Here is a 21,343-nt window from a genome sequence, read left to right on the forward strand (position 1 = left end):
GTTTACTTCTGAATAGGCCAGCCCTGCTGAGGGTCAACGTCGTGAATAGGGTCGAGGGCCAGTAAGTCCTGCATATCCGTGTAGGTTTCAAGCAGGGGGTGGGTGTAAGGTCGGCGGGCTGAGGGCGTATCCAGCGATTTAGTCGCGAGGGGTTGGTCGGTCAGAACAACGAGGTGTTGGCGGACAAGTTGCTCTAAAAAGGTGAGCACGGCGGCTTCGGCCTCGGCGGCCTCAACGGTGTAGCTGTCTACGAGCCGTTGGACGAGGGCTTCGGTTGAGAGGCCAGCATCGAGGCCCTGCCAGATGGTAGCTGCTGTGTCGCGTAGGCTATAGTAATGGCCCATGCTCATGTTGACGAGGATAACTTCGTTATCAAAAAACTCACCTACAACGGCGGGGGTATTAGTACGGTAAACAGGAAAAGACATGTCTTGCACGAAAGAGATAACAAGTAACGGGGCGTTTCGGTAGGGAGGTAACTTGCAGGTAAGAGGTGTAAGTCCCTCTATTAAAACAGGTTAGTAAACCTACTTGACTCAACGCAAATATACTATCATAGTATTACTTTCATCTGTTAGGCTAAGGGATTTCCCTTAATTTTAGCGGGTTGTTTTGCCAACTTTACTTTCGTTACTACACAATGCACCGTAATATTATCTCTTCTCTCCATCGGATTAATCAGGTTACAGGTTTATTAATGAACTACTTACGTTCGCTACGGGAAAAGAAGTTTGAAAGGCAGCTCAAGCAGATCAGTACGTTTGATTTTACCTCCGACTGGACTACCTATAATTACTCCAACTGGGAACAGTGGTTTACACGTTACCGCAATGCACCTAATTTGCGCATACTCGAAATCGGTAGTTTTGAGGGCCGGTCGGCGGTTTGGTTTCTCCAGAATGTACTAACACACCCAACGGCTCAACTGGTATGTGTAGATCCTATGCCGTGGCCTGTCAACCCGCCCCGCCCGCGCTTTATGCACAACATTAGCCTCACCGGCAAAGCTGGGCAGGTAACCCTGATTCAGGAACGGTCGGAGATAGCCCTGCTTCAGCTACCGCCCGCTAGTTTCGATATAATTTACATCGACGGTGCGCATGAGGCCATTAATGTACTGGCCGACGGAATTTATAGCTGGGAGCTACTTAAAGTAGGCGGGCTTATGTTATTTGATGATTACCTCTGGGAGCCCGATCAGCCGGTACATGCACGTTGTCAGGGGGCTATCGACCTGCTGCTCAAACATTTCGGCGACCGAAAAACGGTCTTGTACACGGGTTATCAGGTTCTGATTCGTAAGGATACAGAATAGGCAAACGGAAGTCGTCCCGAATTGCCAACCGGATAGGCAAGCAAACTCGGGGTAGGTCTGAATTTAGTAGAAAGCTGATGCCTTGGATGCCTATTCTACCGATTACGGAAAATTCGGGACGACAACTGTTGGTTAAGAGATGGTCACTTTCCTTCGTTAAAAAACACCGTTAGCCCATCTTTGCCGGCCACTACGATGTCGGGTCGGCCGGTGCCGCGCAGGTCGGCGAGGGCGAAATAGATGCCGGTGCCTTTGCCCACCCCGGCCGGGCCGTAGGCTACGGTGTGTTTGGTAAAGGTTTTACCGTCCCACGTAAAGTAATACAGGCCCACGTCGTCGTAGCAACCAGGGTCGCCATCGTTGTGGGCTCTGAACCGCTTGCCCGTGATTAGTTCGGGGCGTTTGTCGCCGTCAATATCGGCCCACTCCATGCTGTGGTATTGCGAGTTTTTCTCGTCGATACTGTGCTTCACCCAGGTGCGTGTGTTGCCAGTGCGCTTCTGCTCGTACCAGTGCAGGCCGTAGCTATGACCCTGACCCACAATCATGTCGGCCAGTTTGTCGCCATTGAGATCAGTCACAATAATCGGGACACTTGCCGTACCGAGGTCAAACTCTTTGCGGAGTTCCCAGCGCTCGTTGCCCATGTTTTCGAGCCAGCCGTTGCTCACAATAAAGTCGCCTTTACCGTCGCCGTTGATGTCGCCGAAACCAAGGCCGTGGCCCTGCGTGGGCGCCACGGGTACCTGCCTGAACGTGTTGGGTTTTTGCAGGGTGAAGTACTTCAGCGGCTTGCCGGGGTTGTTGGGCACAATCTCCACTTTTCCGTCGCCATCTACATCCCAGGCGCGGGTGGTTTCTACATTGCCGACCTGCGCAATTTCGTGTTCTGGCCAGGGCTGCTTACCCTCGGGGCCGTTGTTTTCAAGCCACCGCAACGTTCCGCTAAACCAGCCCCCCGTCACGACGTCCTGATCGCCGTCGCCATCCACATCGAGCGGAATGGTCGAAAAGTCGTCGTAGTATTCCGAAAAGCGTTTCTGGTCGCCGATGAGCTTCCGTTTGCGGAACGAGTTTTTGCGTTCCTCGCCGTTTTCGTACCAGAAATCGCCCGAAACAATGTCGGGTTTTCCGTCTTTGTTCACGTCGATAATCCCGACGGATTCAAAGCTTTCGGCGGCTACAAAATGCCGGGCAAACTTCAGTTCGCCGGGCGCGCGCGTGGGGTTGAGCCGGGTGGTAGAGGCTGTCAGCAGCGAAAGCCCCACGAGGCAGAGGGTGGGGGTTAATCGGTTTACGTTCATTCGGTTGAGGGTTGTGGTATTGGAGGTAGGCCGGTCGGGGCGACCGGCCTACAGAAGCTACACGGATGTCTATACGGTATCTAACGCAAAAACGGGCTTGCGGGTCTTCCATTTGCCGCGCGTAAAGTCGGGAATGGCAACGGCCGTTGAGCCTTTCCGAATCGACTCTTCGGAAAGCGGGCTGATGGCACTCCAGGCGGCTGCGTCGTACACGTCGATGGGGGGCGCGGTGCGGTTCCGAACCGAGTCGATAAAGTCGCGCATCACAAAGTGGTCCATACCGCCATGCCCGGCCCCTTCGGCCAGTTTGCCTTCTTTTTTCCAGTAGGCGTGGTCGTACTGCTGCATGTAGGCTTCGTCGGGCTCCCATTGGTGGGCTTTGGGGCTACGGCCTTCAATGTAAATGAGGTTGCCATCGTCCATCCAGAGGCCCTGCGTGCCCTGCACCCGGAACCCAAGCGAGTAGGGGCGGGGCGAGTTGGTATCGTGCGTAATCAGAATGGTTTCGCCATTGGCGCATTTGATCATGGTCTGCACCACGTCGCCCAGTTTGAACTTCACCTTCGCGTTGGGGTGGTCGGGGCCACCTTTATCCACCACGTACTTGTGCAGCCCACGCGCGGGCGAGGCCATCGAGGTGAGGTACAAAAACTGGTTGCCCCGGTTGATGTTGACCATCTCGGCCACCGGCCCCAGGCCGTGCGTGGGGTAGAGGTCGCCGTTGCGGTCTACAGAGTGCTGTGTGCGCCAGCGGGCTTCCGAGTAGCCTTTGGGGCCAAACTCCACCCCTCCGCCGTAGGGCTTGGTGCCGTCGTTGAACTTCACCTCGCGCAGGTCGTGCTGATAGCCACATTGCAGGTGGTTGATCTCCCCAAACACATTTTGCCGCACCATGTTGAGCACGGCCATCACATCGCGCCGGTAACACACGTTTTCGAGAATCATGCAGTGGGAGCCCGTTTTCTCAAACGTGTTTACCAGGTCCCACGACTCCTGCAACGTTACCGTAGCCGACACCTCAACCCCGGCGTATTTGCCCGCCCGCATGGTGGCCAGCGCCATAGGCACGTGCCATTCCCAGGGCGTTGAGATAATGATTCCGTCGATGTCGTCGCGCTTGACCATGTTCTCAAAGTCGCGGTCGGTTTTGCCGTAGGTAGCGGCTTCTTTGCGGCCGTTTTTGGTCAGCATCTGCTGGCTCTGGGTGAGGGCGGCCGGGTCGGTATCGCAGAGTGCGGTAACGGTGACGTTGGGGAAGTTAAGCGCGTTGCGGAGGTGGTTGCGGCCCCGTTGGCCCACCCCGATAAAGCCCAGCCGCACGGGTTTGTCATCGGGGTGGTGGTACTGCATTCCGGCAAACAGAGAATTTGGTAAAAGGGCGGCTCCGAGGGTCGCGGTGGCGGTGGTTTTCAGAAAGGTACGTCGACTCATGGTTTTCTATTGCATACGTGTCTGTTACCCTAAAAACGGGTAAGGGGTCTGCTTCTACCAATGGGCCGCTTAATTGGGGAGGGTATTTGCCCAAACGGGGCTTTCCTCATCGACCAAGTAGCCCACCCGAAACGGAACAGAGCGGGGCAAACAGGTCTATCAAGATTTACTTTTCGCGATCTGGGTAATGGCCATCACCAACCGGTCGAGGTCGGCGAGGGAGGTGTACACGTGGGGGGTTACGCGTACGCAACTGATGTTCTCCCAGACCGTGGGTGAGGTGTTAATCTTGTATTTGCCAAACAATCCGCTTTCCAGCTCGGCAATGGTCATGCCGTCGACACTCACTCCGCAGATACCGCACGAGTACGGTGCCTTGAGCGAGGTGTGCAGGCGCACGCGGGGGATGTTGACCACCCGCTCGGCCCAGTAGTTTTTGAGGTAGCGGATACGCTCTTCCTTGCGTTTGGTGCCAATGGCATTATGGAAATTGAGGGCTTCGCCAATGCCCTGCTCAATGGCAAAGCTGCGGGTGCCCAGCGTTTCGAATTTGCGGATGTCGGCACTGTTGGGGCTGGGGTTGCAGAGCAGCGGCCATATACCGGCAATTTTCTCCTGCTTGATCCAGAGCATACCCGTACCCACCGGGGCCGACAAAAACTTGTGCAGGCTGGTGCCGAAATAGTCGCAGCCGAGGTCGGCAATGTTAAAATCGAGCAGGCCAAACGAGTGCGCCCCGTCTACGAGCACTTCCACTCCGCGCTGTTTGGCCATCCGGCAGATTTTCTGCACCGGTAAAATCTGCCCCATCCAGTTAATCACGTGCGTTACGTGCAGAATTTTGGTACGGGGCGTAATGGCTTTCTCGTAGGCGCGCACAATGGCGTCGTCGTCTTCGATGGGGAAGTTAAAATTGAGCTGTTTATACACCACACCTTCCCGGCTCGCCCGTTGCCGCCAGGCCTGCACCACGTTGGGGTAATCCTGTAAGGTGCCCACCACCTCGTCGCCCCGTTGGAGCGGGAGGCCGTAAATCACCGTCAGGAGGGCTTCGGTAGCGTTGCGGTTAATGGCGATCTCGTCGGCCGGGGTGCCTGCCAGCAGGGCCAGTTTGTCGCGCACGGCCTCGCGGCCCTGATCCAGAATCCGCCACATGTAGTACGATGGCCCCTGATTGATGAGGGCGTTGTACCGTTCGAGGGCGTGCTGCACAATGAGCGGAGCCGGCGATACCCCCCCGTTGTTCAGAATCAGGATGTTCGACGACGAGGCTGGGTACGCTTGCTGAATCCGGTGCCAGTAATCTTCGTCGGTAGCGGCCTGTTGGGGTGTGAGCTGATCGACGCGGGCCGAGGCCTCGGCCCAGTCGGCTGCGTGGGCCTGGGCAAACAGGCTGTTGGCAGAGAATGCGCCCCCGGCGAGGGCCAGTTTACCTAAAAAAGAACGGCGGTTGGTTGGGGTTGACATGGGGTTTAGGTGTTTAGCGGACCTGCTTGCGGAAAAAATTCAGGGCTTCAACGTGTACATCCAGATCGTTGGGGTAGTCGTGTTTGCCACCGTTTACTTTGAGCAGCACCACATCGGGCTTACCGGGGGTCTGGTACGCAAACCGCTCTACCGTTTTGCCGTCGCTAGGGTCGGTATCGGGCAGGGTTTCGTGCGTGGGCGAGCCAGTATGGCCTGCCAGCTCGGCCCAGTACGCAAACGTCCGGTCGGTAGAGCGTACCTCGCCCATGTTCATGTTCTTGCCCAGCACCACCGGGCCACCCTGATAGGGGTTAATGGGGTCGTCGGTACCGTTAACAATCATCACGGCCACCGGCTTGCCCGACGGAACACAGTCCAGGTTAGACGTATCGGGCAGGTTGGCAATGAGGGCCGTTACCGCCCGGAACTGTTGCGGCATGGTCAGGGCCAGTTTGTAGGCCATATGTCCTCCGCCCGACGTTCCCACCGCAAATACCTGCTTCGTATCGACGCCATATTTTTTGACAAAATACCCGATCATGGCTGTGAAAAAGGCCTGCTCGTTTACATCGTCGAGGTTGGCCTGTGCGGGCGATGCCTTGCGGCACTCGTTCCAGTATCGCTTGTAGCCATCGGGGTAAACCACCAGTGTGTTGCTCGTGGCGGCCAATTGCTCCATTTTTTCGGCGGCTTTCATCATGCCCCGGCCATTGCCGCCCGAGCCGTGCATCACAAACACAAGGGCCGGTTGCCTTAGGGCTTGCGTGGGGGCGTTGAAATGAAACGAACGGTAACGGCCTTCGATTTGGAGCGAGTCGCTGATGAGCTGGGCCTTAGCGAACGCGCAGCTGAGAAAAAGCAGCGCGATAGAGAGCAGACACTGAAGCATGAGGTCGGGTTTCGGTTTTGACGAGGACGAATGTACGGCCATAAATTGGAATAGGCCAACCCCGATTCGCGTTTGCAAATCCCGCCCGGACTGCCGTATTTTGCGGGGCAAACATCGCGCGATCAATGAACTTTCCCCAGGAACTGAAGTACACCCAGGATCACGAGTGGATCAAATTTGAAGCCGACGGATCGGCTGTCGTTGGGATTACCGATTTCGCTCAGCACGAACTCGGCGATATTGTTTACGTAGACATCAACACCGTTGGTCAGTCGTTGAGCAAGGGTGATGTGTTTGGCTCGGTCGAAGCCGTAAAAACGGTTTCGGATCTGTTTTTGCCCATCGAAGGCGAAATTCTGGAGGTAAATACCGAGATCGAAAAATCGCCCGAACTGGTCAATACTGACCCTTACGGTGCTGGTTGGATTGTGAAGGTGAAACCCGCCCATGCCGCCCAACCCGACGACCTGCTGAGCGTGGATGCGTACAAGGAATTAATCGGTCAGTAAGTTTACCGTTTGAATAGAGGAAAGGCTCCATCAGGGGCCTTTTTTTTAGGGTATTACCTCCAAAATTATGTCCATTCTTCTTCGTTCCGCGCACATTATCCATTCTGAGTCGGCTTTTAACGGCCTGACGCGCGACGTGCTCATCGAAAACGGATTGATTCGTCAGATTGCCGACCGAATCGATGCGCCCGACCATGCGCAGGTGGTCGAGCTGCCTAACCTGCACCTGTCGGCCGGTTGGGTCGATATGCGCGTGTCGACCGGAGACCCCGGTTTTGAGCAAAAAGAAGACCTGACGAGTGCCTGCCGGGCCGCCGTAGCCGGTGGGTTTACCGATATTGCCGTATTGCCCAACACCCGCCCCGTGGTCGACTCGAAAGACACGCTCGGCTACGTCCGGCGCATGGCTGAGGGGCAACCCGTGGCGGTGCACCCCATCGCGGCCATTACCAAAGGGGCCAAAGGCGAGGACTTTACGGATATGATCGACCTGCACCATGCCGGTGCGGTTGCGTTTTCGGATGGGGAGCACCCTCTGCAAAACGCCGACCTGTTGCTCAAAACTTTGCAATATCTCCGGCCGTTGGGTGGGTTGCTTATGAACCGCCCCGAAGAAACCGGCCTGACCCGCTTCGGGCAGATGCACGAGGGCGTGCAAAGTACCCTGCTGGGCCTGAAAGGAATGCCTGCCATGGCCGAGGAGCTGATGGTAGCCCGCGACCTGCGCCTGTTGGCTTACGTGCTGGGCGAGGCCGGTACCACCGAAGCAGATACCCTGCCGGTGCTGCATTTTTCGTGCCTCTCAACGGCTAAGTCGGTGGAGCTGATTCGGCAGGCCAAAGAACAGGGCCTTCCGGTGAGCTGCGACGTAGCGGCCCATCAGCTGGTGTTCGACGATACCGCTCTGGCGGGTTTCGACACGTTTCTGAAAGTAAACCCGCCTTTCCGGTCACGGGCCGATGTAGAGGCACTCTGGGCCGGTTTGGCCGATGGCACTATTGACGCTATCGTGTCGGACCACAGCCCGCAGGACGACGAAAGCAAGCAGGTGGAGTTCGATCATGCCGAGTTTGGTATGACCGGTCTAGAAACAGTATTCGGTGCCCTGATGTCGCATAATCCCGGCTTGCCGCTGGGGCAGTTGATTGCGGCCCTGACCACCGGCCCACGGCGCGTATTGCGGCTACCCACCGCGACCATCGCCGAGGGCGAACCAGCTACGCTCACCTTGTTTGATCCGTCGGGAACCTGGACCTTCGACCGTTCGGTTTCCAAATCAAAAAATTCACCGTTTCTGGGCCAAACGCTCACCGGGCGGGTGCTCGGCACCGTTCGGGGAGGGAAGCTTTGGCGGTAAGGGTTAAAAGGTAAGGCCAATTCTGCTCAACTACGTAACCGTTGGGCTGCTTCGGTCAACTCTTAACTCTAACGCCCAACACCCTTTGGCCATTACTATTTGAACTATGTCTGCTGAAACCTCTTTTTTTTCGCATCCATTGCTCCGCGTTCCGCTTATTGCAGGGGCGGCTACGGGTGCTTTGGCCATAGCGTATTTGCTGGTGCTGTACGTGATGGGCGTTGAGTCGGTGTTGTACGTGCGTTCCATGCGCCCGCTCGACTTTGGGTTTTACCTCATTGCCATGGGGACCACGCTTTGGTATTACCGGAAATACATCAATGGCGGCCTGCTGCACCTGTGGGAGGGGCTCACGATCTGCTACGTGATTAATGTGGTGGCAGCCTTGCTGACGGGCTGGTTTATTTACCTCTTCATCAGCTTTGTCGATGCCGACCTGTTTACCCGTTATATTGCCGACCTGCTGAAATTTCAGACGAGTGATAAGGCTGCGTTTGTGAAGCAGTTTAGTGAAGAAGCGTTTGCGGCTCAGATCGCCAAAACCAAAGCCACTCAGCCTGCCGAGCTGATTTGGGACGAACTGCTGAAAAAGTCGCTCATGACGGTTTTTCCGGCACTCATTTTGTCGCTTATTTTCCGCAAGCAGGATTACAGCATCATGAATCCAGGCTGAGCCTGAACCGTACACCCCTTAACCACTTTCAAACAAACTATGGAACCATCTCCCGCTCGTGTTGCGCTTAAATGGGGCCTGATGACGGCCTTAGTCGAAATCCTGATGACGTCGATCCGGTACGCACTGGGTTACTACTTTAGTTTTGCGTTTCCGGCCCTGACTCTGGTTATCCTGCTGGTTGGCCTGATACTGGCCATGCGGGAGCTTCGGGAACAGAACGGCGGCTACATGACCTACACCGAAGGACTGAGCCTTGGGGTACAGATGTTTGCCATCATCGGCCTCCTTGATACCACCTACACGATGGTGTACACGGCATTTATTGATCCCGATGTAGTGGTAAAAACGCTGGCGCAGACCCGCGATTTCATGGAAGGGTTCAACGTGCCCGACGAACAACTGGAGAAATACGATGAGCAGATGGACGCCCTGGCCGATCAGCAGAAAAAAGGGGTGAGCGGTATTAGTTTCATCACCGGAATTCTCGGTTGGATATTTTGGGGCTTCCTTTTGTCGTTATTGGTGAGCGCGTTCATGAGCCGCAAAAAAACGAACCCCTTTGATTGATGCTGGCCATTTTTCGGAAAGAGATTAACCAATTTTTCAGTTCGCCCATCGCGTACATCATCATGGCGGTGTTTCTGACCGCCACGGGCCTGATGTTGTGGGTGTTTCCGGATACCAGTCTGCTGGAATACGGCTATGCCGATATGGCTGCGTTTTTCAATCTGGTGCCGTATGTAATGCTGTTTCTGGTGCCGGCTATTACCATGCGTTCCATTGCCGACGAGGTGCGTACCGGCACGCTCGAATGGCTTTTGACCCAGCCCGTGAGTCGCCGGGCTATTGTGGGCGGTAAGTTTCTGGCCTGTTGGCTGCTGGTGGCGCTCACGCTGTTGCCAACGGCTCTGTATTACCTGACGCTGTATCAGTTGGGCAGCCCCCCCGGTAACATCGACTCGGCGGCTGTTTTGGGCTCGTATGTGGGCTTACTGTTGCTGGGAGCCGTGTTTGTGGCTATTGGGTTGTGGGCCTCGTCGCTCAACGACAATCAGGTGGTGGCGTTTGTGCTCGGCGTGTTTGTGTGCTTTCTGTTTTATGTGGGCCTGAGCTCGCTGGCGGGCCTGGGTGCTTTAGGCAATCTGGGCTATTACCTTGCCTACGTGGCTTTCGATGAGCAATACCGCGCGCTGGGCCGGGGGCTTATCGACTCCCGTAATGTGGTGTATTTTGTGAGCCTCACGGCCTTTTTCCTCTTTCTGACTACGCGCCGACTCCGATGACAATTGCCGGTCGATCTTTACAATACTGGTTGGCTGTAGGCTGGACCATCGCCATTTTCGTTGCCTGCTCGCTGCCGGGCAATGGCAAGGTCAACCTGACCAACTCCGACAAGTGGAATCATGCCGGTGTCTTCTTTGTGTTCGGTATCCTGTGGGTCAACCTGGGCCGCCGGCCGGGGTTGGTGATTCTGGCTGGTATCGCTTACGGTATGCTGATTGAAGTCTGGCAGGGAATCATGCCCATCGGCCGCACCTTCGATTGGTATGATGGGCTGGCCGATGCGGTGGGCGTAGTAGTAGGGGTAGGCGTGGCCCTGCTCGCCGAACGGCTGCGTAACCGACGTTCTTGAGGACTTCGAGTAGAGGTATAGAAAAGCCCCGAAACTGGCCAGTTTCGGGGCTTTTCTATATTGGTTATTTCGATGGTTTAATGGATTGAGCTGGAGCACCTGGCTGTACTTAGAGAACCTCCTAAACCCAAACCGATAAACCAGACGGGTTTACCGCTGAGCCGTCACGCGGTTGCACTTCTCACCAATAATCTTGTAAGCCGGTGTGTAACCCAGTTCGCCCGCGCGGCTCAGGTCGATGCAGCCGGCCTGTTCGTCGCCGGTATCGTAACGAACTACTCCACGCAGGTAATACGCTTCGCCATGTCGGGGGTTCAGCTTCACGGCGCTATTGCAGTCGATGACAGCCCCGCGCTGATCGCCGAGCGATGAGCGGATGATGCTTCGGATAAAATACGACTCGGCATTGGTGGGGTTCAGTTCGATAGCCCGGTTCAGATCAACCAGGGCGGATTTACCTTCACCCGACGCATTTTTGAGCAGACCCCGAAGCAAAAACGCATCCGACCGGTCGTCGGGGAGTTCGTTGATCTTGTACCGATCCTGAATCACCGTGCCCAGCAGCGGCAACAGGTTTTGCGTGATAAATTCGCTGTAGTACGCCTTGGTTTGCAGGTTATTGTTGCCCATCTCAATCGACTTGTCAATGTCGCTGATGGCTTGTTTCTGGCTGCCCAGACGGCTACGGCAATAGCCCCGGCTAAAATGCGCCCGGAAATGGCTCGGCTCCAGTTGGAGGGTCTTGTCGAAATCGGCCGTTGCCCCTTCAAAATCACCAATGCGCGATTTCACGAGCCCACGCTTGTAAAAGAGATCAGGGTCATTGGGGCTGATTTCGATAGCCCGTACAAAATCGGCGAGGGCCCCTTTGGCATCTTCGAGCCGTAAGCGGGCGTAGCCCCGGCCGGCTAGGGCCTGCGATTTGTTCGGCGATTTTTCCAGTGCGAGACTGAAGTCGGCGAGGGCCCCTTTGAAGTCGTTCATCTGTGTCTTACAGTTGCCCCGAGCTGTAAGTATATTTACGTCGTTAGGTGCCAGCGTAGCCGCCTTATTAAAGTCGGCCAATGCTGAAGCCAGATAGTTGACCTGCGCCCGGCTAAGCCCGCGATGGTAGTACAGCAGGGCGTCGTTGGGGTTGATCTCGATGGCGCGGTTGAAGTCCTGTACGGCCCCCCGGAAATCGTCGATTTTTGTCCGGTTGATGCCCCGGTACAGAAACGCGTTGGCATCCTGCGGGTTTAACTCAATGGCCTGGTCCAGGTCTAAAATAGCCCCCTGAATGTCGTTTAGGCTGATTTTGGCTAACGCCCGGTTGTAATAACTCGGCGCGTTTTCGGGGTTCATGATGATGGCCGTGGTAAAAGCCTGCAACGCACCGGGGTAATCCTTCGCGTTACTTTTTTGGATGCCTTCGTTGAAATAGTCAGAAGCCGAAGGTGCTGATTGAGAAAAGCCCACAGCGGGGGCCAGTAGGGCTATCAGTAAACTGATTCGTAGTAAAGAGGTAATCATGCGATTTTGATGGGTTGAATTGGGCTGAGACTGCCGGTGGTAAATATACAGGCAAATATGCTCAGTGAACCATAAAGATGAGTTAAAGTAATGGTTACATCAAATATTTAATACATTGATTGTTAGTGTATATATAATATGTATATAGTAGACTTAAAGAGCATTTTGCTCACCCTCTCGCCAGAGCAAGCAGTCAGAGGCCGGCTAAAAATGCGTGAACCAGCATGGGTCTGACCAATGAAGTTATGCGACGATATGGTCGGTCTACTCCACTGCATCTCGCTGAATCAGATTCCGAAAGAAATTAATCCTTGATTAGGCGGATTGGCTGTACGAGATAAGCTGAACGCTCCCATTTTCGTCGGTCGAGACGGTGAGCCCAAGCGTATTCAAATAGCTGTTCAGCAGTGGGAGTAACGATTCATTGCCGAATATGCAGGTGTTGTAATACCAATCCAGCGACTCGCCCGCGACTTCTTCAGTTACGGCCCGGTAATCGGCCAGGGTGTAGCCCACAAACGGCTTGCCGAACCGCTGCCACATGAGTCGCATTACATCATCGAGCGATCGGGTGCCTCCGCTTATCTGCCGCAGGTGCAAGTCCAGAATAAGCGCTACAATGGCCCCTTTGTGGTAAACCGATACTTTCCGGTCAGGCACCCCTTTATCGTATCCGTCGAGCCAGAGATCCCACGACGATTCGGTGAGTGACTGAAAAGCCCGCCCGTTGGCCTCAAAGTGCCGTTTCAGGGTTACGTGCAGCTCTTTGAGGTATGCGTTTTCGTTGAACACCCCCGACCGGCGTAACATCAGGTCGCCGTAGTAGGTGGTTACGCCTTCGGCGACAAAGCAGGTGGGGAAGTAATTTTCGGCTGTGAAATCGTAAGGCAGTAGTTCAGCTGGGCGGATTCGGATCACGTTCCAGGCATGAAACAACTCATGCGAGGCTACGCCCAGCAGATCAGTGTAGAGCCCCTCGCCCTCATCGGCGGGCCCCAGCACCAACACGGTGCTGTTGCGATGCTCCACACCGTGATAGTGTGCTACGGGCAGCACAATGGTCAGAAAATGGTAGTTCTCCTCAGGAAACTCGCCAAACAGGTCAATTTGCGTTTCGGAAAACCGCTTGAAATCGCGCACAACCCGTTCGGGGTCGAAGGCCATCCGGCCGGCCACCCAAACCGTAAAATCAACACCCCGGGCTTCGTATTGAATTTGGTGCAGAGCCGGAGCCGCAATGAGCGGGCAGTCGACCAGCTCGTAAAAATCCCGGGCATACAGAGTTCGGGGAGCGGTTTGGGGCATTCCGCAGGCAATGACCCAGTTGGCCGGAATGTCCAGTTCGAGCGTACAGGGCTCGTGAATGCGCCCCTCAGTGTACAAACACAGATTTACGGGGTTTACGTACAGCATGGGGCTCGCGTCGGTATCGTCGCTCAGGTAGCTGCTACCGGCATTGATGAGGTTGGCGTAGTAGTTGTATTGGGCTACCACTTCCTGAGCCCCGTTGGTCTGTACCAACCACCGGTCTTTTGTGATTTTGCGGAAAGGCAGCGGGGTACCTGCGCCATCGGTGACGGCAAACCGTTGTATGTTTTTGGCAAAGTGCTGAAGCTCATACCGACCCGGCCGCCAGGCGGGTAATTGCAGTTCGACCTCCGCCTGATTTACCTGGGTGAGTCGGGCCTCTACGGCAATGTAATGAGGGAGAGAAGGGTCGGCAGCGAGTCGGTAATACATACGATTCAATACGTTTGGGTTGTTCGTTTAGGGGGCACCGGAGCCTGTATCCTCCGTTTCCGAACCGGTCAACTAAGCAATAGACAAAGGTAATACGCCGAAAGCGCGGGATTGTTTTTGGGGCGAAAAGCCGCTGAAAAGTCGGTTTGCGCGTGTGGCTATGGGCGATTGGCGGGCTGGGCTGGGGTATAGCCGGTTACAGCCATAATAAATTCAAAACACTCCTTGTAATATAGCCGGGTATCGCGTAATTTTGCGGACTCATTTTGGAAACAGGCATTACGCTATTGAATTTATACGGCAATGAAAAGAACATATCAACCCTCAAATCGCAAGCGGAGAAACAAGCACGGTTTCCGCGAGCGTATGTCGACGCCTAATGGCCGGAACGTTTTGGCTCGTCGTCGGGCGAAAGGTCGTCACAAACTGACTGTTTCTGACGAGAAGAAAGGCAATCGCTTCAAATTGTAGTGGCTGATTTATAGCCGGTAGTGGCCGGTTGCTGGCAACGTGTCTGCCAACTCCTCAACTGCTATTATCAACCACCGTCTTATGCGCCACACGTTCCCCAAAACAGAACGCCTGTCGGGCAAAACGAAAATTCAGAGTTTATTCCAAAAAGGTAGAGCGGACTTGTATTCGTTCTACCTTTTTCCGTTTCGGGTGATCTACCAATACGCCCCCCCACGGCCGGAGACCTCCCCCGCACCGCTGTCTGACGATACGGATAGTGAACGGCTTGCGGTCGCTGCTGAGCCTATCGAAACGCTCCCGGCGGTGCTCATCAATGTATCCAAGCGGCAGTTTAAGCGGGCCGTCGACCGTAATCTGTTGCGCCGACGGGTCCGCGAAGCATACCGGCTACACAAGCAGCGACTAGGGCACGCCAATACGCCACCAACAGAACTTGCGTTTTTGTATATTGCCAAAACAAAATTATCGTTTGAGGATATAGAACGCGGTATGCGACGAGCCCTGCAAAAAGTAGATGTGAAGCACGTTGATCCGCCCCGATGATGGCGTGTTGCATCCGGCAGGTTTTTACTAACCTCACGGGCCGCAACGAATGGTAAATGACGAACAATGAAGCACATGACTATCCGCAAAAAACTACTGCTTGGCACGTCGGCCCTGATGATTGCAGGTGGCCTTACCGCCTTCAACCGCGACGATCGGTTCTTCGAAATTGCCCGTAGCCTCGACATCTACGCGACCATGTTCAAGGAACTGAACATGTACTACGTGGATGAGGTGAACCCCAACCGGATGGTGAAAACGAGTATCGACGCGATGCTCAAGAACCTGGACCCGTACACCAACTTCTTTGCCGAAGACGAAATTGAAGACTACATGACCATGACCACCGGCCGCTACAACGGAATCGGGGCCTTGGTTGGGCAGCGGCAGAATAAGAGCATCGTGATGATGATTTACGAGGGCACGCCCGCCGAAAAGTCGGGTTTGCGTATCGGTGATGAGATTCTGAAGGTGGATGGCGTGACCGTGAAAGACCGGAAAGATGCCGACCCCGGTAAGCTGTTGCGCGGCCAAACCAACACGGCCGTGAAGCTGACGGTGAAACGCTACGGACAGAAAGACCCGCTGGAGCTGACCGTGATGCGCGACGTGGTGAAGATGACCAACGTGCCCTACTACGGCATGATTAACGACGAAGTAGGCTACATTGACCTCAAAGATTTTACGGCAACGGCGGCCCGCGAGGTGCGTCAGGCGGTGGTTGAGCTGAAAGGGAAGGGCATGAAAAAGCTCATTCTGGATGTTCGGGAGAACCCCGGTGGGTTGCTCAACATGGCCATTGATATTTCGAACCTGTTCATCCCGAAAGATTCGGAGGTAGTGACCACCAAAGGTAAGGTGCAGGAGTGGAACAAAACCTACACGGCACTAGCCCCCCCGCTCGATCTGGAAATTCCGATTGCGGTGTTGGTGAATAGCCGGAGCGCATCGGCCGCTGAAATTGTGGCGGGCGTGATTCAGGACTATGACCGGGGTGTGCTGATTGGGCAGCGGAGCTACGGCAAAGGGTTGGTGCAGACTACCCGCGAGCTGTCGTTCAATACGAAGCTGAAAATCACCACCGCGAAATACTACATTCCGAGTGGACGTTGTATTCAGGCTATTGATTATAGTCACCGCAACCCCGACGGCAGCGTGGGTAAGATTCCCGACTCACTCCGCACGGCCTTCAAAACTAAGTCCGGTCGGGTGGTGTATGATGGGGGAGGAGTATTGCCCGACCTGGTGACCGAGGAGCCTAATCCGACACCAATTGCACTGAGCCTGACCAACAAGGGGTTGATTTTCGATTATGCCGTGAAGTATCGTAACGAGCACCCGACCATCAAACCCGCCCGTGAGTTTCGGCTGACTGATGCCGAGTACAACGAGTTTGCCAACTGGCTCAAAGACAAGGAGTACGACTACACTACGCAGGTTGAAAAAGACCTCGGTACGCTCGAAGCATCGGCCAAAAAAGAAAAGTATTTCGATCAGATTCAGGATCAGCTCAAGGCACTGAAAACCCGCGTGGGTCACAGCAAAGATGCTGATTTGGCTACGTTTAAGCCGGAGCTGAAAGCCCTGCTCGAAAACGAAATTGCGGGCCACTATTACCTGCAAAAAGGCATGAAAGAGGTATCGTTCAACAACGACCCTGAAATGAAAGCCGCCCTCGACCTGTTCAAAGACATGAACAAATACCGGGGAATTCTTAAAAAATAAGGAACAGGGAGAAGGGAGGAAAGGAGAAAGGGGCAATATGATACAAGCTCCCTTCTCCTTTCCTCCCTTCTCCTTTCCTCCCTTTTCACTATGCTTCTTCTTTCAATTGATACCTCGACAACGGTTTGTTCGGTAGCGCTGCACCGGGCCGAGGCCGGGGCTACGTCGGCTACGCTGCTGGGCGCTTACGAATTGTTTACCGAGCGTACCTCGTCGGCTATGCTGACTACGCTTATGGGCGACGTGGTGCGGCAGGCGGGCTTCGACCTAAGCGACCTGAGCGCCATTGCTGTGGCCAAAGGGCCGGGCTCGTACACGGGCCTGCGCATTGGCGTTTCGACCGCCAAAGGCTTGTGTTTTGCGCTCGATAAACCCCTGTTGGCCGTCAATACGCTACGGGCTATGGCCGAGCAGGTCCGGCGGTTGATGCCCTTGGGCGAAAAGGCACCTCTGCTTTGCCCCATGATCGATGCCCGCCGAATGGAGGTGTACTGTGCGCTGTACGACAAGGCAGGTCGGGAGGTGAAGCTCACGGCTGCCGAAATCATTGATGAGCAATCGTTTGCCGAATGGCTGGCAGAGGGGCCGGTTGTCTTTTTTGGCGACGGAGCCGCTAAGTGCCGCCCGGTGTTGGGCCTACACCCCAACGCTCTGTTTCCCGATGAGCCAATCCGGCCGTCGGCCCGCACAATTGGGCAGCTCGCATTTCATCAGTTTGAAGCGGGCCGCTTTGAAGACGTAGCCGCATTTGAGCCGTTTTACCTTAAAGAATTTATGACCACCCAGCCCAAAAAAGTGGTGGTATAGGGGCTATGGCCCCCTTCGGGGCAATACTAAACCAACCGGCCTTCGAAACGCGCTTTGCGTAGCTTTCGGGGGCCGGTTTCTTTATGCAGGTATGAACCCCCTATTCCTGTTGCTGCTTGGCATTGTGGCCATTATTTTGCTTAGTTCCCGGTTTAAACTGCACACGTTTGTTGTCTTGTTCGGCCTGACCCTCACGCTGGGGCTACTGGCCGGGTTTGTGCCGGCCGATGTGCTCAAATACGCCCGCGAGGGGTTTGGGCACACCATCGAGAAAGTGGGGTTGCTTATTGTGTTGGGTACCCTGCTGGGCAGCTTACTCGACCGGAGCGGGGCTACGCTGAGCATCGCCAATTTTCTGCTCAGTCGGGTAGGGGCGGGCCAAACCGCGTTGGCTGTTACGCTGATGGCCTTTTTGGTGGGGCTCCCCATCTTTTGTGATTCGGGCTTTATTGTGCTGAGCGGTCTGGTGCTGGCCCTGGCCCAACGGGTGCAGCAAGGGCATCTGCGGCTGGTGCTGTGCCTGGCGGGAGGTTTGTATTCGGTGCATTGTCTGGTGCCTCCGCATCCGGGTATTACGGCCGCCGTGGGGGTGCTCAATGCCGATACGGGCCAAATGATGCTTCTCGGTACTGCCCTGGCTCTGCCACCAACCGTAGTGGCCTACCTTTGGGCGCGGTACGCCGACCGGCGGTTTGGCTGGTCTGTCGATCAGTTTGATGCGGAGATTGATACGCTCCGGCCTGAGCCGAGCCCGCCCACCCTGCTGCCGTCCGTAACAGGGGCGTTGGCGGCTATTTTTGTGCCTATCGGACTTATTGCGCTCAAGTCGGTGCTGGGCCTGAACCCAGCACTTTGGCCCGCAACGCTGCTAACCGGGGTCGGTTTTCTGGGCGACCCGATTGCGGCTCTGGGAGTGGGTATCGGCATTGCCCTGAGCCTGTTTCCGAAGCTCACAAAAGCTCTGTTCAACGAGCTGACGGAGGAGTCGATTGTTAAAGCGGGGCCTGTGCTGGTGATTGTAGCGGCTGGTGGGGCCTTTGGCGAAATTATTAAGCATATGGGCCTCGAAACCCAGCTCACAGGCTTTGCTCAACAGGTGAGCCTGGGCTTATTATTGCCGTTTGGACTGACGGTGCTGCTCAAAACTGCGCAGGGCTCTTCGACCGTGGCTGTGTTGGCTGTAGCGTCGCTGTTGCAGCCGCTATTGCCCATGCTGGGGTTTGTGACCGACTGGGACAAAGTGCTGGTATTGGCCGCCATGGGGGCTGGGTCGATGACGCTCTCGCACGCCAACGACGCGTATTTTTGGGTGGTGGCCCGGTTTGGGCAGTTACCCACTCCGCTCATGCTCCGAACCTACAGCGTAATGACCGTTTGGATGGGATTATCGGCGTTTCTATCCTTGTTGCTGGTGGCCTGGCTGACCCGGTAAAAACAAAAAGTTGGGCCTCTCCAAACCCTGCTGACATAGGGCTGTCACTCACCCAACCGACCTTTGGGATAGTCATTCACCAAAACCGATACCGCGTATGACAACCCAACTGACTATCCCGGCCACCGCCCTCTCCGTTGCCGAAACACTCCCGTTTACGGCGCTTGCGTTTAAGACACGTGCCACCTTGCCGACCATCACGCAGTACGACCCCGTGCCGGAGCAGTTGTTTGAAGAGGCCGCTCGTTTGGGGCTACAGCCGGCCGGTCCGATTCAGTTCATCTACACAGGTGTCACGGGCGACGAAACGGTTCCGTTTGATCTGGAGATTGCTTTGCCGGTTTCGGGTGAGCCCACGGGTTCGTCGGCGTTTGTTCTCAAAACATTTGACGCCTTCCGCCACGTGAACTACACGTTTGTTGGTCCCTGGGCCGAGCTGATGCCGATGTACGATGTGCTTTTTGCGACCCTGTATCGGGAGGGGTACAAGCCCGACAACCGGTTACGCGAAGTCTATACTATACCCGATTTCGAAATACCCGAGAATTGCGTGACTAATATCCAGGTGGGCTTGGCCGAAGGCTGATCCACAACCCTGCTCATCCAGTAAACAACAAAAGAAAACCCCCGAAGCCGCTTCGGGGGTTTATAGTTTTTAGCGCATTGGTTTTGGCGATCGTAGTATTGGACATTTGTGCAGTATTGAGGAATTGGCACGCGGATGACACCGATTAAGTGAATTCTCGCGGATTGATAATCGGCGTACATCTGCCCGATCCGCGTGATCCACATTCAATTGGTATCCATTGGCCAATTCAAACGAATCGACCCCCGCAACCAAAAACTATGAACCAAAAACCATAAACTACTTATCAGCCAGCAGCGTGCGGGCGGTTTGTTCGTCGGCTTGTAGCTGTGCCACAAGGGCCGGTAAACCGCTGAATTTTTGCTCGGGCCGGATAAACTCGCGGAACCGCAAAGTCAGATGTTCGCCGTAAATATCGCGGCTAAACGTAACGGCCGGGTCTCGGTCGAAAATGTACGTTTCGATGGTCTGATTTTCGCCAGCTACCGTAGGCCGGAAACCGATGTTGGTCATCCCACCCAGTACCTGATCTTTGTACAGGACATCGACCGCATACACGCCATTGGCCGGCACCAGTTTGATCGGGTCGTCGACCTGTAAATTGGCCGTCGGGAAACCGAGCGTCCGGCCCAACTGCCGCCCTTTTACCACGGTGCCTGTGAGGTTATACGCCCGGCCCAGAAACAGGTTGGCAGCGTGAATGTGCCCCTCGGCCAGGGCCGCCCGAATTTTAGACGAACTAACGCCGACATCCTCAATGTCCTGACGGGGAATTTCCTCTACCTCAAACCCGTACTGCACCTGATGCTGCTGAATGTAGTCGAATCCACCTTCGCGGTCGCGGCCGAACCGGTGGTCGTAGCCGATCACCAGCTTGCGGGTGCCGATACGTTGTATCAGAATTGACTGGATAAACTCTTCGGAAGTCAGTTGCGAAAACGAGCGTGTAAACGGAATGACTACCAGATGACCGACGCCGGCGGCCGCTAAAAGCTCAATTTTTTCTTCCAGCGTAGACAGCAGACGCAGGTTCTGACTGTCGTTGGAAACAACCGTGCGGGGGTGTGGCCAATACGTCAGCACAACCGATTCGCCACCAATACTCTCCGCTATTTCGGTCAGGCGGGTCAGAATTTTCTGGTGCCCCCGGTGTACACCATCGAAGGTACCGCTCGTGACAACGGCATTGCGCAGGGGAGTTAGTTGATCTATACCGTGGTGTACGTTCATGGGCGTAGGTCGAGTCCGTTTTCGGTACGGTAGCGGGTAATAAACGCGTCGACCGTGTCGGCGTCTTCGATGCTGAAATCACCGATTCGGGTCCGGCGCAGGCTGCTCATGTAGGCGCCATTGTTCAGCAAAAGGCCCAAATCGCGCACCAGGCTCCGAATGTACGTGCCTTTGGAGCAGACAATACGAAACGGGATTTCCGGGAAAGGCTCCTGACCTACCTGCTTCGTGTCGACCTCGAACCGCGATACCGTAACGGTGCGGCTCTTGATGTCGGCGGTTTCGCCCCGGCGGGCCTTCTCGTACAGCCGCTCTCCGTTGACGCGCACGGCCGAGTATATAGGCGGAATCTGCTGAATTTCGCCGGTTAGCTCTCCAACGGCCTGCTGCACCTGAAGGGGGGTAATGGCTGAGGTGTCGAACTGCGCATCGAACTCGGTTTCCAGATCAACCGAGGGCGTTGTGCGACCCAGAACCAGCGTGCCGGTGTATTCTTTTTCCTGCGCCTGATACCCGTCGATCTCTTTGGTTTTCTTGCCCGAACACAGAATGAGCAGGCCCGTAGCGAGCGGGTCGAGGGTGCCCGCGTGTCCGATTTTTTTGAATTTACAGGCCCGGCGCAGCTTGTTAACCACGTCGAACGATGTCCACTCCAGCGGTTTATCAATCAGAATGACCAGCGCGGGGTCAATGGGTACGTTTGGTTTTTCCAA

22 protein-coding genes are annotated in these 21,343 nt (G+C 55.3%); 13 read left to right on the top strand and 9 right to left on the bottom strand.

Translation table 11 applies throughout. The features are described 5' to 3' along the window. Positions 1 to 2 precede the first annotated feature (2 nt). Entirely contained in the window at positions 3 to 428 is a 426-nt protein-coding gene (locus tag F5984_RS01590) for a PqqD family protein (RefSeq protein ID WP_152122172.1), read from the bottom strand. Between the two features lie 269 nt (positions 429 to 697). Between F5984_RS01590 and F5984_RS01595 the strand changes: the two genes are divergently transcribed. Then, on the top strand, positions 698 to 1,315 hold the full coding sequence (locus F5984_RS01595; RefSeq protein WP_185155389.1) for a class I SAM-dependent methyltransferase: 618 nt from the start codon (positions 698 to 700) through the stop codon (positions 1,313 to 1,315). A 143-nt stretch (positions 1,316 to 1,458) separates the two neighbouring features. On the opposite strand, the gene F5984_RS01600 is transcribed toward F5984_RS01595, so the two are convergent. The 4 genes from F5984_RS01600 to F5984_RS01615 all read right to left on the bottom strand — a co-directional run bounded on the left by F5984_RS01600 (position 1,459) and on the right by F5984_RS01615 (position 6,406). Next, positions 1,459 to 2,619 carry an FG-GAP repeat domain-containing protein gene (locus F5984_RS01600; RefSeq protein WP_152122176.1) on the bottom strand — a complete coding sequence of 387 codons (1,161 nt, stop codon included), beginning with the start codon at positions 2,617 to 2,619 and terminating at the stop codon, positions 1,459 to 1,461. Between the two features lie 69 nt (positions 2,620 to 2,688). Then, positions 2,689 to 4,050, bottom strand: coding sequence for a Gfo/Idh/MocA family protein (locus F5984_RS01605; protein WP_152122178.1), 1,362 nt, complete (start codon positions 4,048 to 4,050; stop codon positions 2,689 to 2,691). Positions 4,051 to 4,209: 159 nt separating this feature from the next. Beyond that, a complete protein-coding gene (locus tag F5984_RS01610; protein ID WP_152122180.1) occupies positions 4,210 to 5,517 on the bottom strand; it encodes an aminotransferase class V-fold PLP-dependent enzyme in 1,308 nt (435 codons plus the stop codon). Between the two features lie 13 nt (positions 5,518 to 5,530). Continuing rightward, complete coding sequence (locus F5984_RS01615) at positions 5,531 to 6,406, bottom strand: alpha/beta hydrolase family esterase (protein ID WP_185155390.1); 876 nt, start codon at positions 6,404 to 6,406, stop codon at positions 5,531 to 5,533. Positions 6,407 to 6,531: 125 nt separating this feature from the next. Between F5984_RS01615 and gcvH the strand changes: the two genes are divergently transcribed. From gcvH to F5984_RS01645, 6 genes are all read left to right on the top strand, one after another. Then, entirely contained in the window at positions 6,532 to 6,915 is a 384-nt protein-coding gene (gene gcvH, locus F5984_RS01620; protein WP_152122184.1) for a glycine cleavage system protein GcvH, read from the top strand. A 67-nt stretch (positions 6,916 to 6,982) separates the two neighbouring features. After that, a complete protein-coding gene (locus F5984_RS01625; RefSeq protein ID WP_152122186.1) occupies positions 6,983 to 8,272 on the top strand; it encodes a dihydroorotase in 1,290 nt (429 codons plus the stop codon). Positions 8,273 to 8,378: 106 nt separating this feature from the next. Beyond that, positions 8,379 to 8,945, top strand: coding sequence for a DUF4199 domain-containing protein (locus F5984_RS01630; RefSeq protein WP_152122188.1), 567 nt, complete (start codon positions 8,379 to 8,381; stop codon positions 8,943 to 8,945). Between the two features lie 39 nt (positions 8,946 to 8,984). Continuing rightward, positions 8,985 to 9,515: a DUF4199 domain-containing protein gene (locus tag F5984_RS01635; RefSeq protein WP_246168768.1), complete on the top strand. Its 531-nt coding sequence runs from the start codon at positions 8,985 to 8,987 to the stop codon at positions 9,513 to 9,515. Further along, positions 9,515 to 10,231: a gliding motility-associated ABC transporter permease subunit GldF gene (gldF, locus tag F5984_RS01640; RefSeq protein ID WP_152122190.1), complete on the top strand. Its 717-nt coding sequence runs from the start codon at positions 9,515 to 9,517 to the stop codon at positions 10,229 to 10,231. Before F5984_RS01635 ends, gldF begins: the two co-directional genes overlap by 1 nt. Then, positions 10,228 to 10,581, top strand: a complete 354-nt coding sequence (locus F5984_RS01645; protein ID WP_152122191.1) for a VanZ family protein — start codon at positions 10,228 to 10,230, stop codon at positions 10,579 to 10,581. The genes gldF and F5984_RS01645 overlap by 4 nt, the downstream gene beginning before the upstream one ends. A 150-nt stretch (positions 10,582 to 10,731) precedes the next feature. Here the strand turns inward: F5984_RS01645 and F5984_RS01650 are convergent, their stop codons facing one another. Further along, entirely contained in the window at positions 10,732 to 12,093 is a 1,362-nt protein-coding gene (locus tag F5984_RS01650) for a tetratricopeptide repeat protein (protein ID WP_152122193.1), read from the bottom strand. Positions 12,094 to 12,408: 315 nt separating this feature from the next. Beyond that, entirely contained in the window at positions 12,409 to 13,833 is a 1,425-nt protein-coding gene (locus F5984_RS01655; protein WP_152122195.1) for a M61 family metallopeptidase, read from the bottom strand. Between the two features lie 303 nt (positions 13,834 to 14,136). Here F5984_RS01655 and rpmH point away from each other — a divergent pair, with 303 nt between their 5' ends. From rpmH to F5984_RS01685, 6 genes are all read left to right on the top strand, one after another. Continuing rightward, on the top strand, positions 14,137 to 14,304 hold the full coding sequence (gene rpmH / locus F5984_RS01660; RefSeq protein ID WP_083940536.1) for a 50S ribosomal protein L34: 168 nt from the start codon (positions 14,137 to 14,139) through the stop codon (positions 14,302 to 14,304). An 81-nt stretch (positions 14,305 to 14,385) separates the two neighbouring features. Next, on the top strand, positions 14,386 to 14,850 hold the full coding sequence (gene rnpA / locus F5984_RS01665; RefSeq protein ID WP_152122198.1) for a ribonuclease P protein component: 465 nt from the start codon (positions 14,386 to 14,388) through the stop codon (positions 14,848 to 14,850). Between the two features lie 75 nt (positions 14,851 to 14,925). Continuing rightward, a complete protein-coding gene (locus tag F5984_RS01670) occupies positions 14,926 to 16,575 on the top strand; it encodes a S41 family peptidase (RefSeq protein ID WP_152123125.1) in 1,650 nt (549 codons plus the stop codon). Between the two features lie 90 nt (positions 16,576 to 16,665). Next, positions 16,666 to 17,382, top strand: a complete 717-nt coding sequence (gene tsaB, locus F5984_RS01675) for a tRNA (adenosine(37)-N6)-threonylcarbamoyltransferase complex dimerization subunit type 1 TsaB (RefSeq protein ID WP_152122200.1) — start codon at positions 16,666 to 16,668, stop codon at positions 17,380 to 17,382. A gap of 91 nt (positions 17,383 to 17,473) precedes the next feature. Further along, the gene (locus tag F5984_RS01680) at positions 17,474 to 18,814 is read left to right on the top strand and encodes a GntP family permease (RefSeq protein ID WP_152122202.1); all 1,341 of its coding nucleotides are present in this window, start codon (positions 17,474 to 17,476) and stop codon (positions 18,812 to 18,814) included. Between the two features lie 97 nt (positions 18,815 to 18,911). Beyond that, positions 18,912 to 19,400, top strand: a complete 489-nt coding sequence (locus tag F5984_RS01685) for a hypothetical protein (protein WP_019987835.1) — start codon at positions 18,912 to 18,914, stop codon at positions 19,398 to 19,400. A 279-nt stretch (positions 19,401 to 19,679) separates the two neighbouring features. Here the strand turns inward: F5984_RS01685 and F5984_RS01690 are convergent, their stop codons facing one another. Beyond that, positions 19,680 to 20,630: a bifunctional riboflavin kinase/FAD synthetase gene (locus F5984_RS01690; protein ID WP_019987834.1), complete on the bottom strand. Its 951-nt coding sequence runs from the start codon at positions 20,628 to 20,630 to the stop codon at positions 19,680 to 19,682. Then, a complete protein-coding gene (gene truB, locus F5984_RS01695) occupies positions 20,627 to 21,343 on the bottom strand; it encodes a tRNA pseudouridine(55) synthase TruB (RefSeq protein ID WP_152122203.1) in 717 nt (238 codons plus the stop codon). The genes F5984_RS01690 and truB overlap by 4 nt, the downstream gene beginning before the upstream one ends.

Source organism: Rudanella paleaurantiibacter (assembly GCF_009184635.1).
GTDB lineage: Bacteria > Bacteroidota > Bacteroidia > Cytophagales > Spirosomataceae > Rudanella > Rudanella paleaurantiibacter.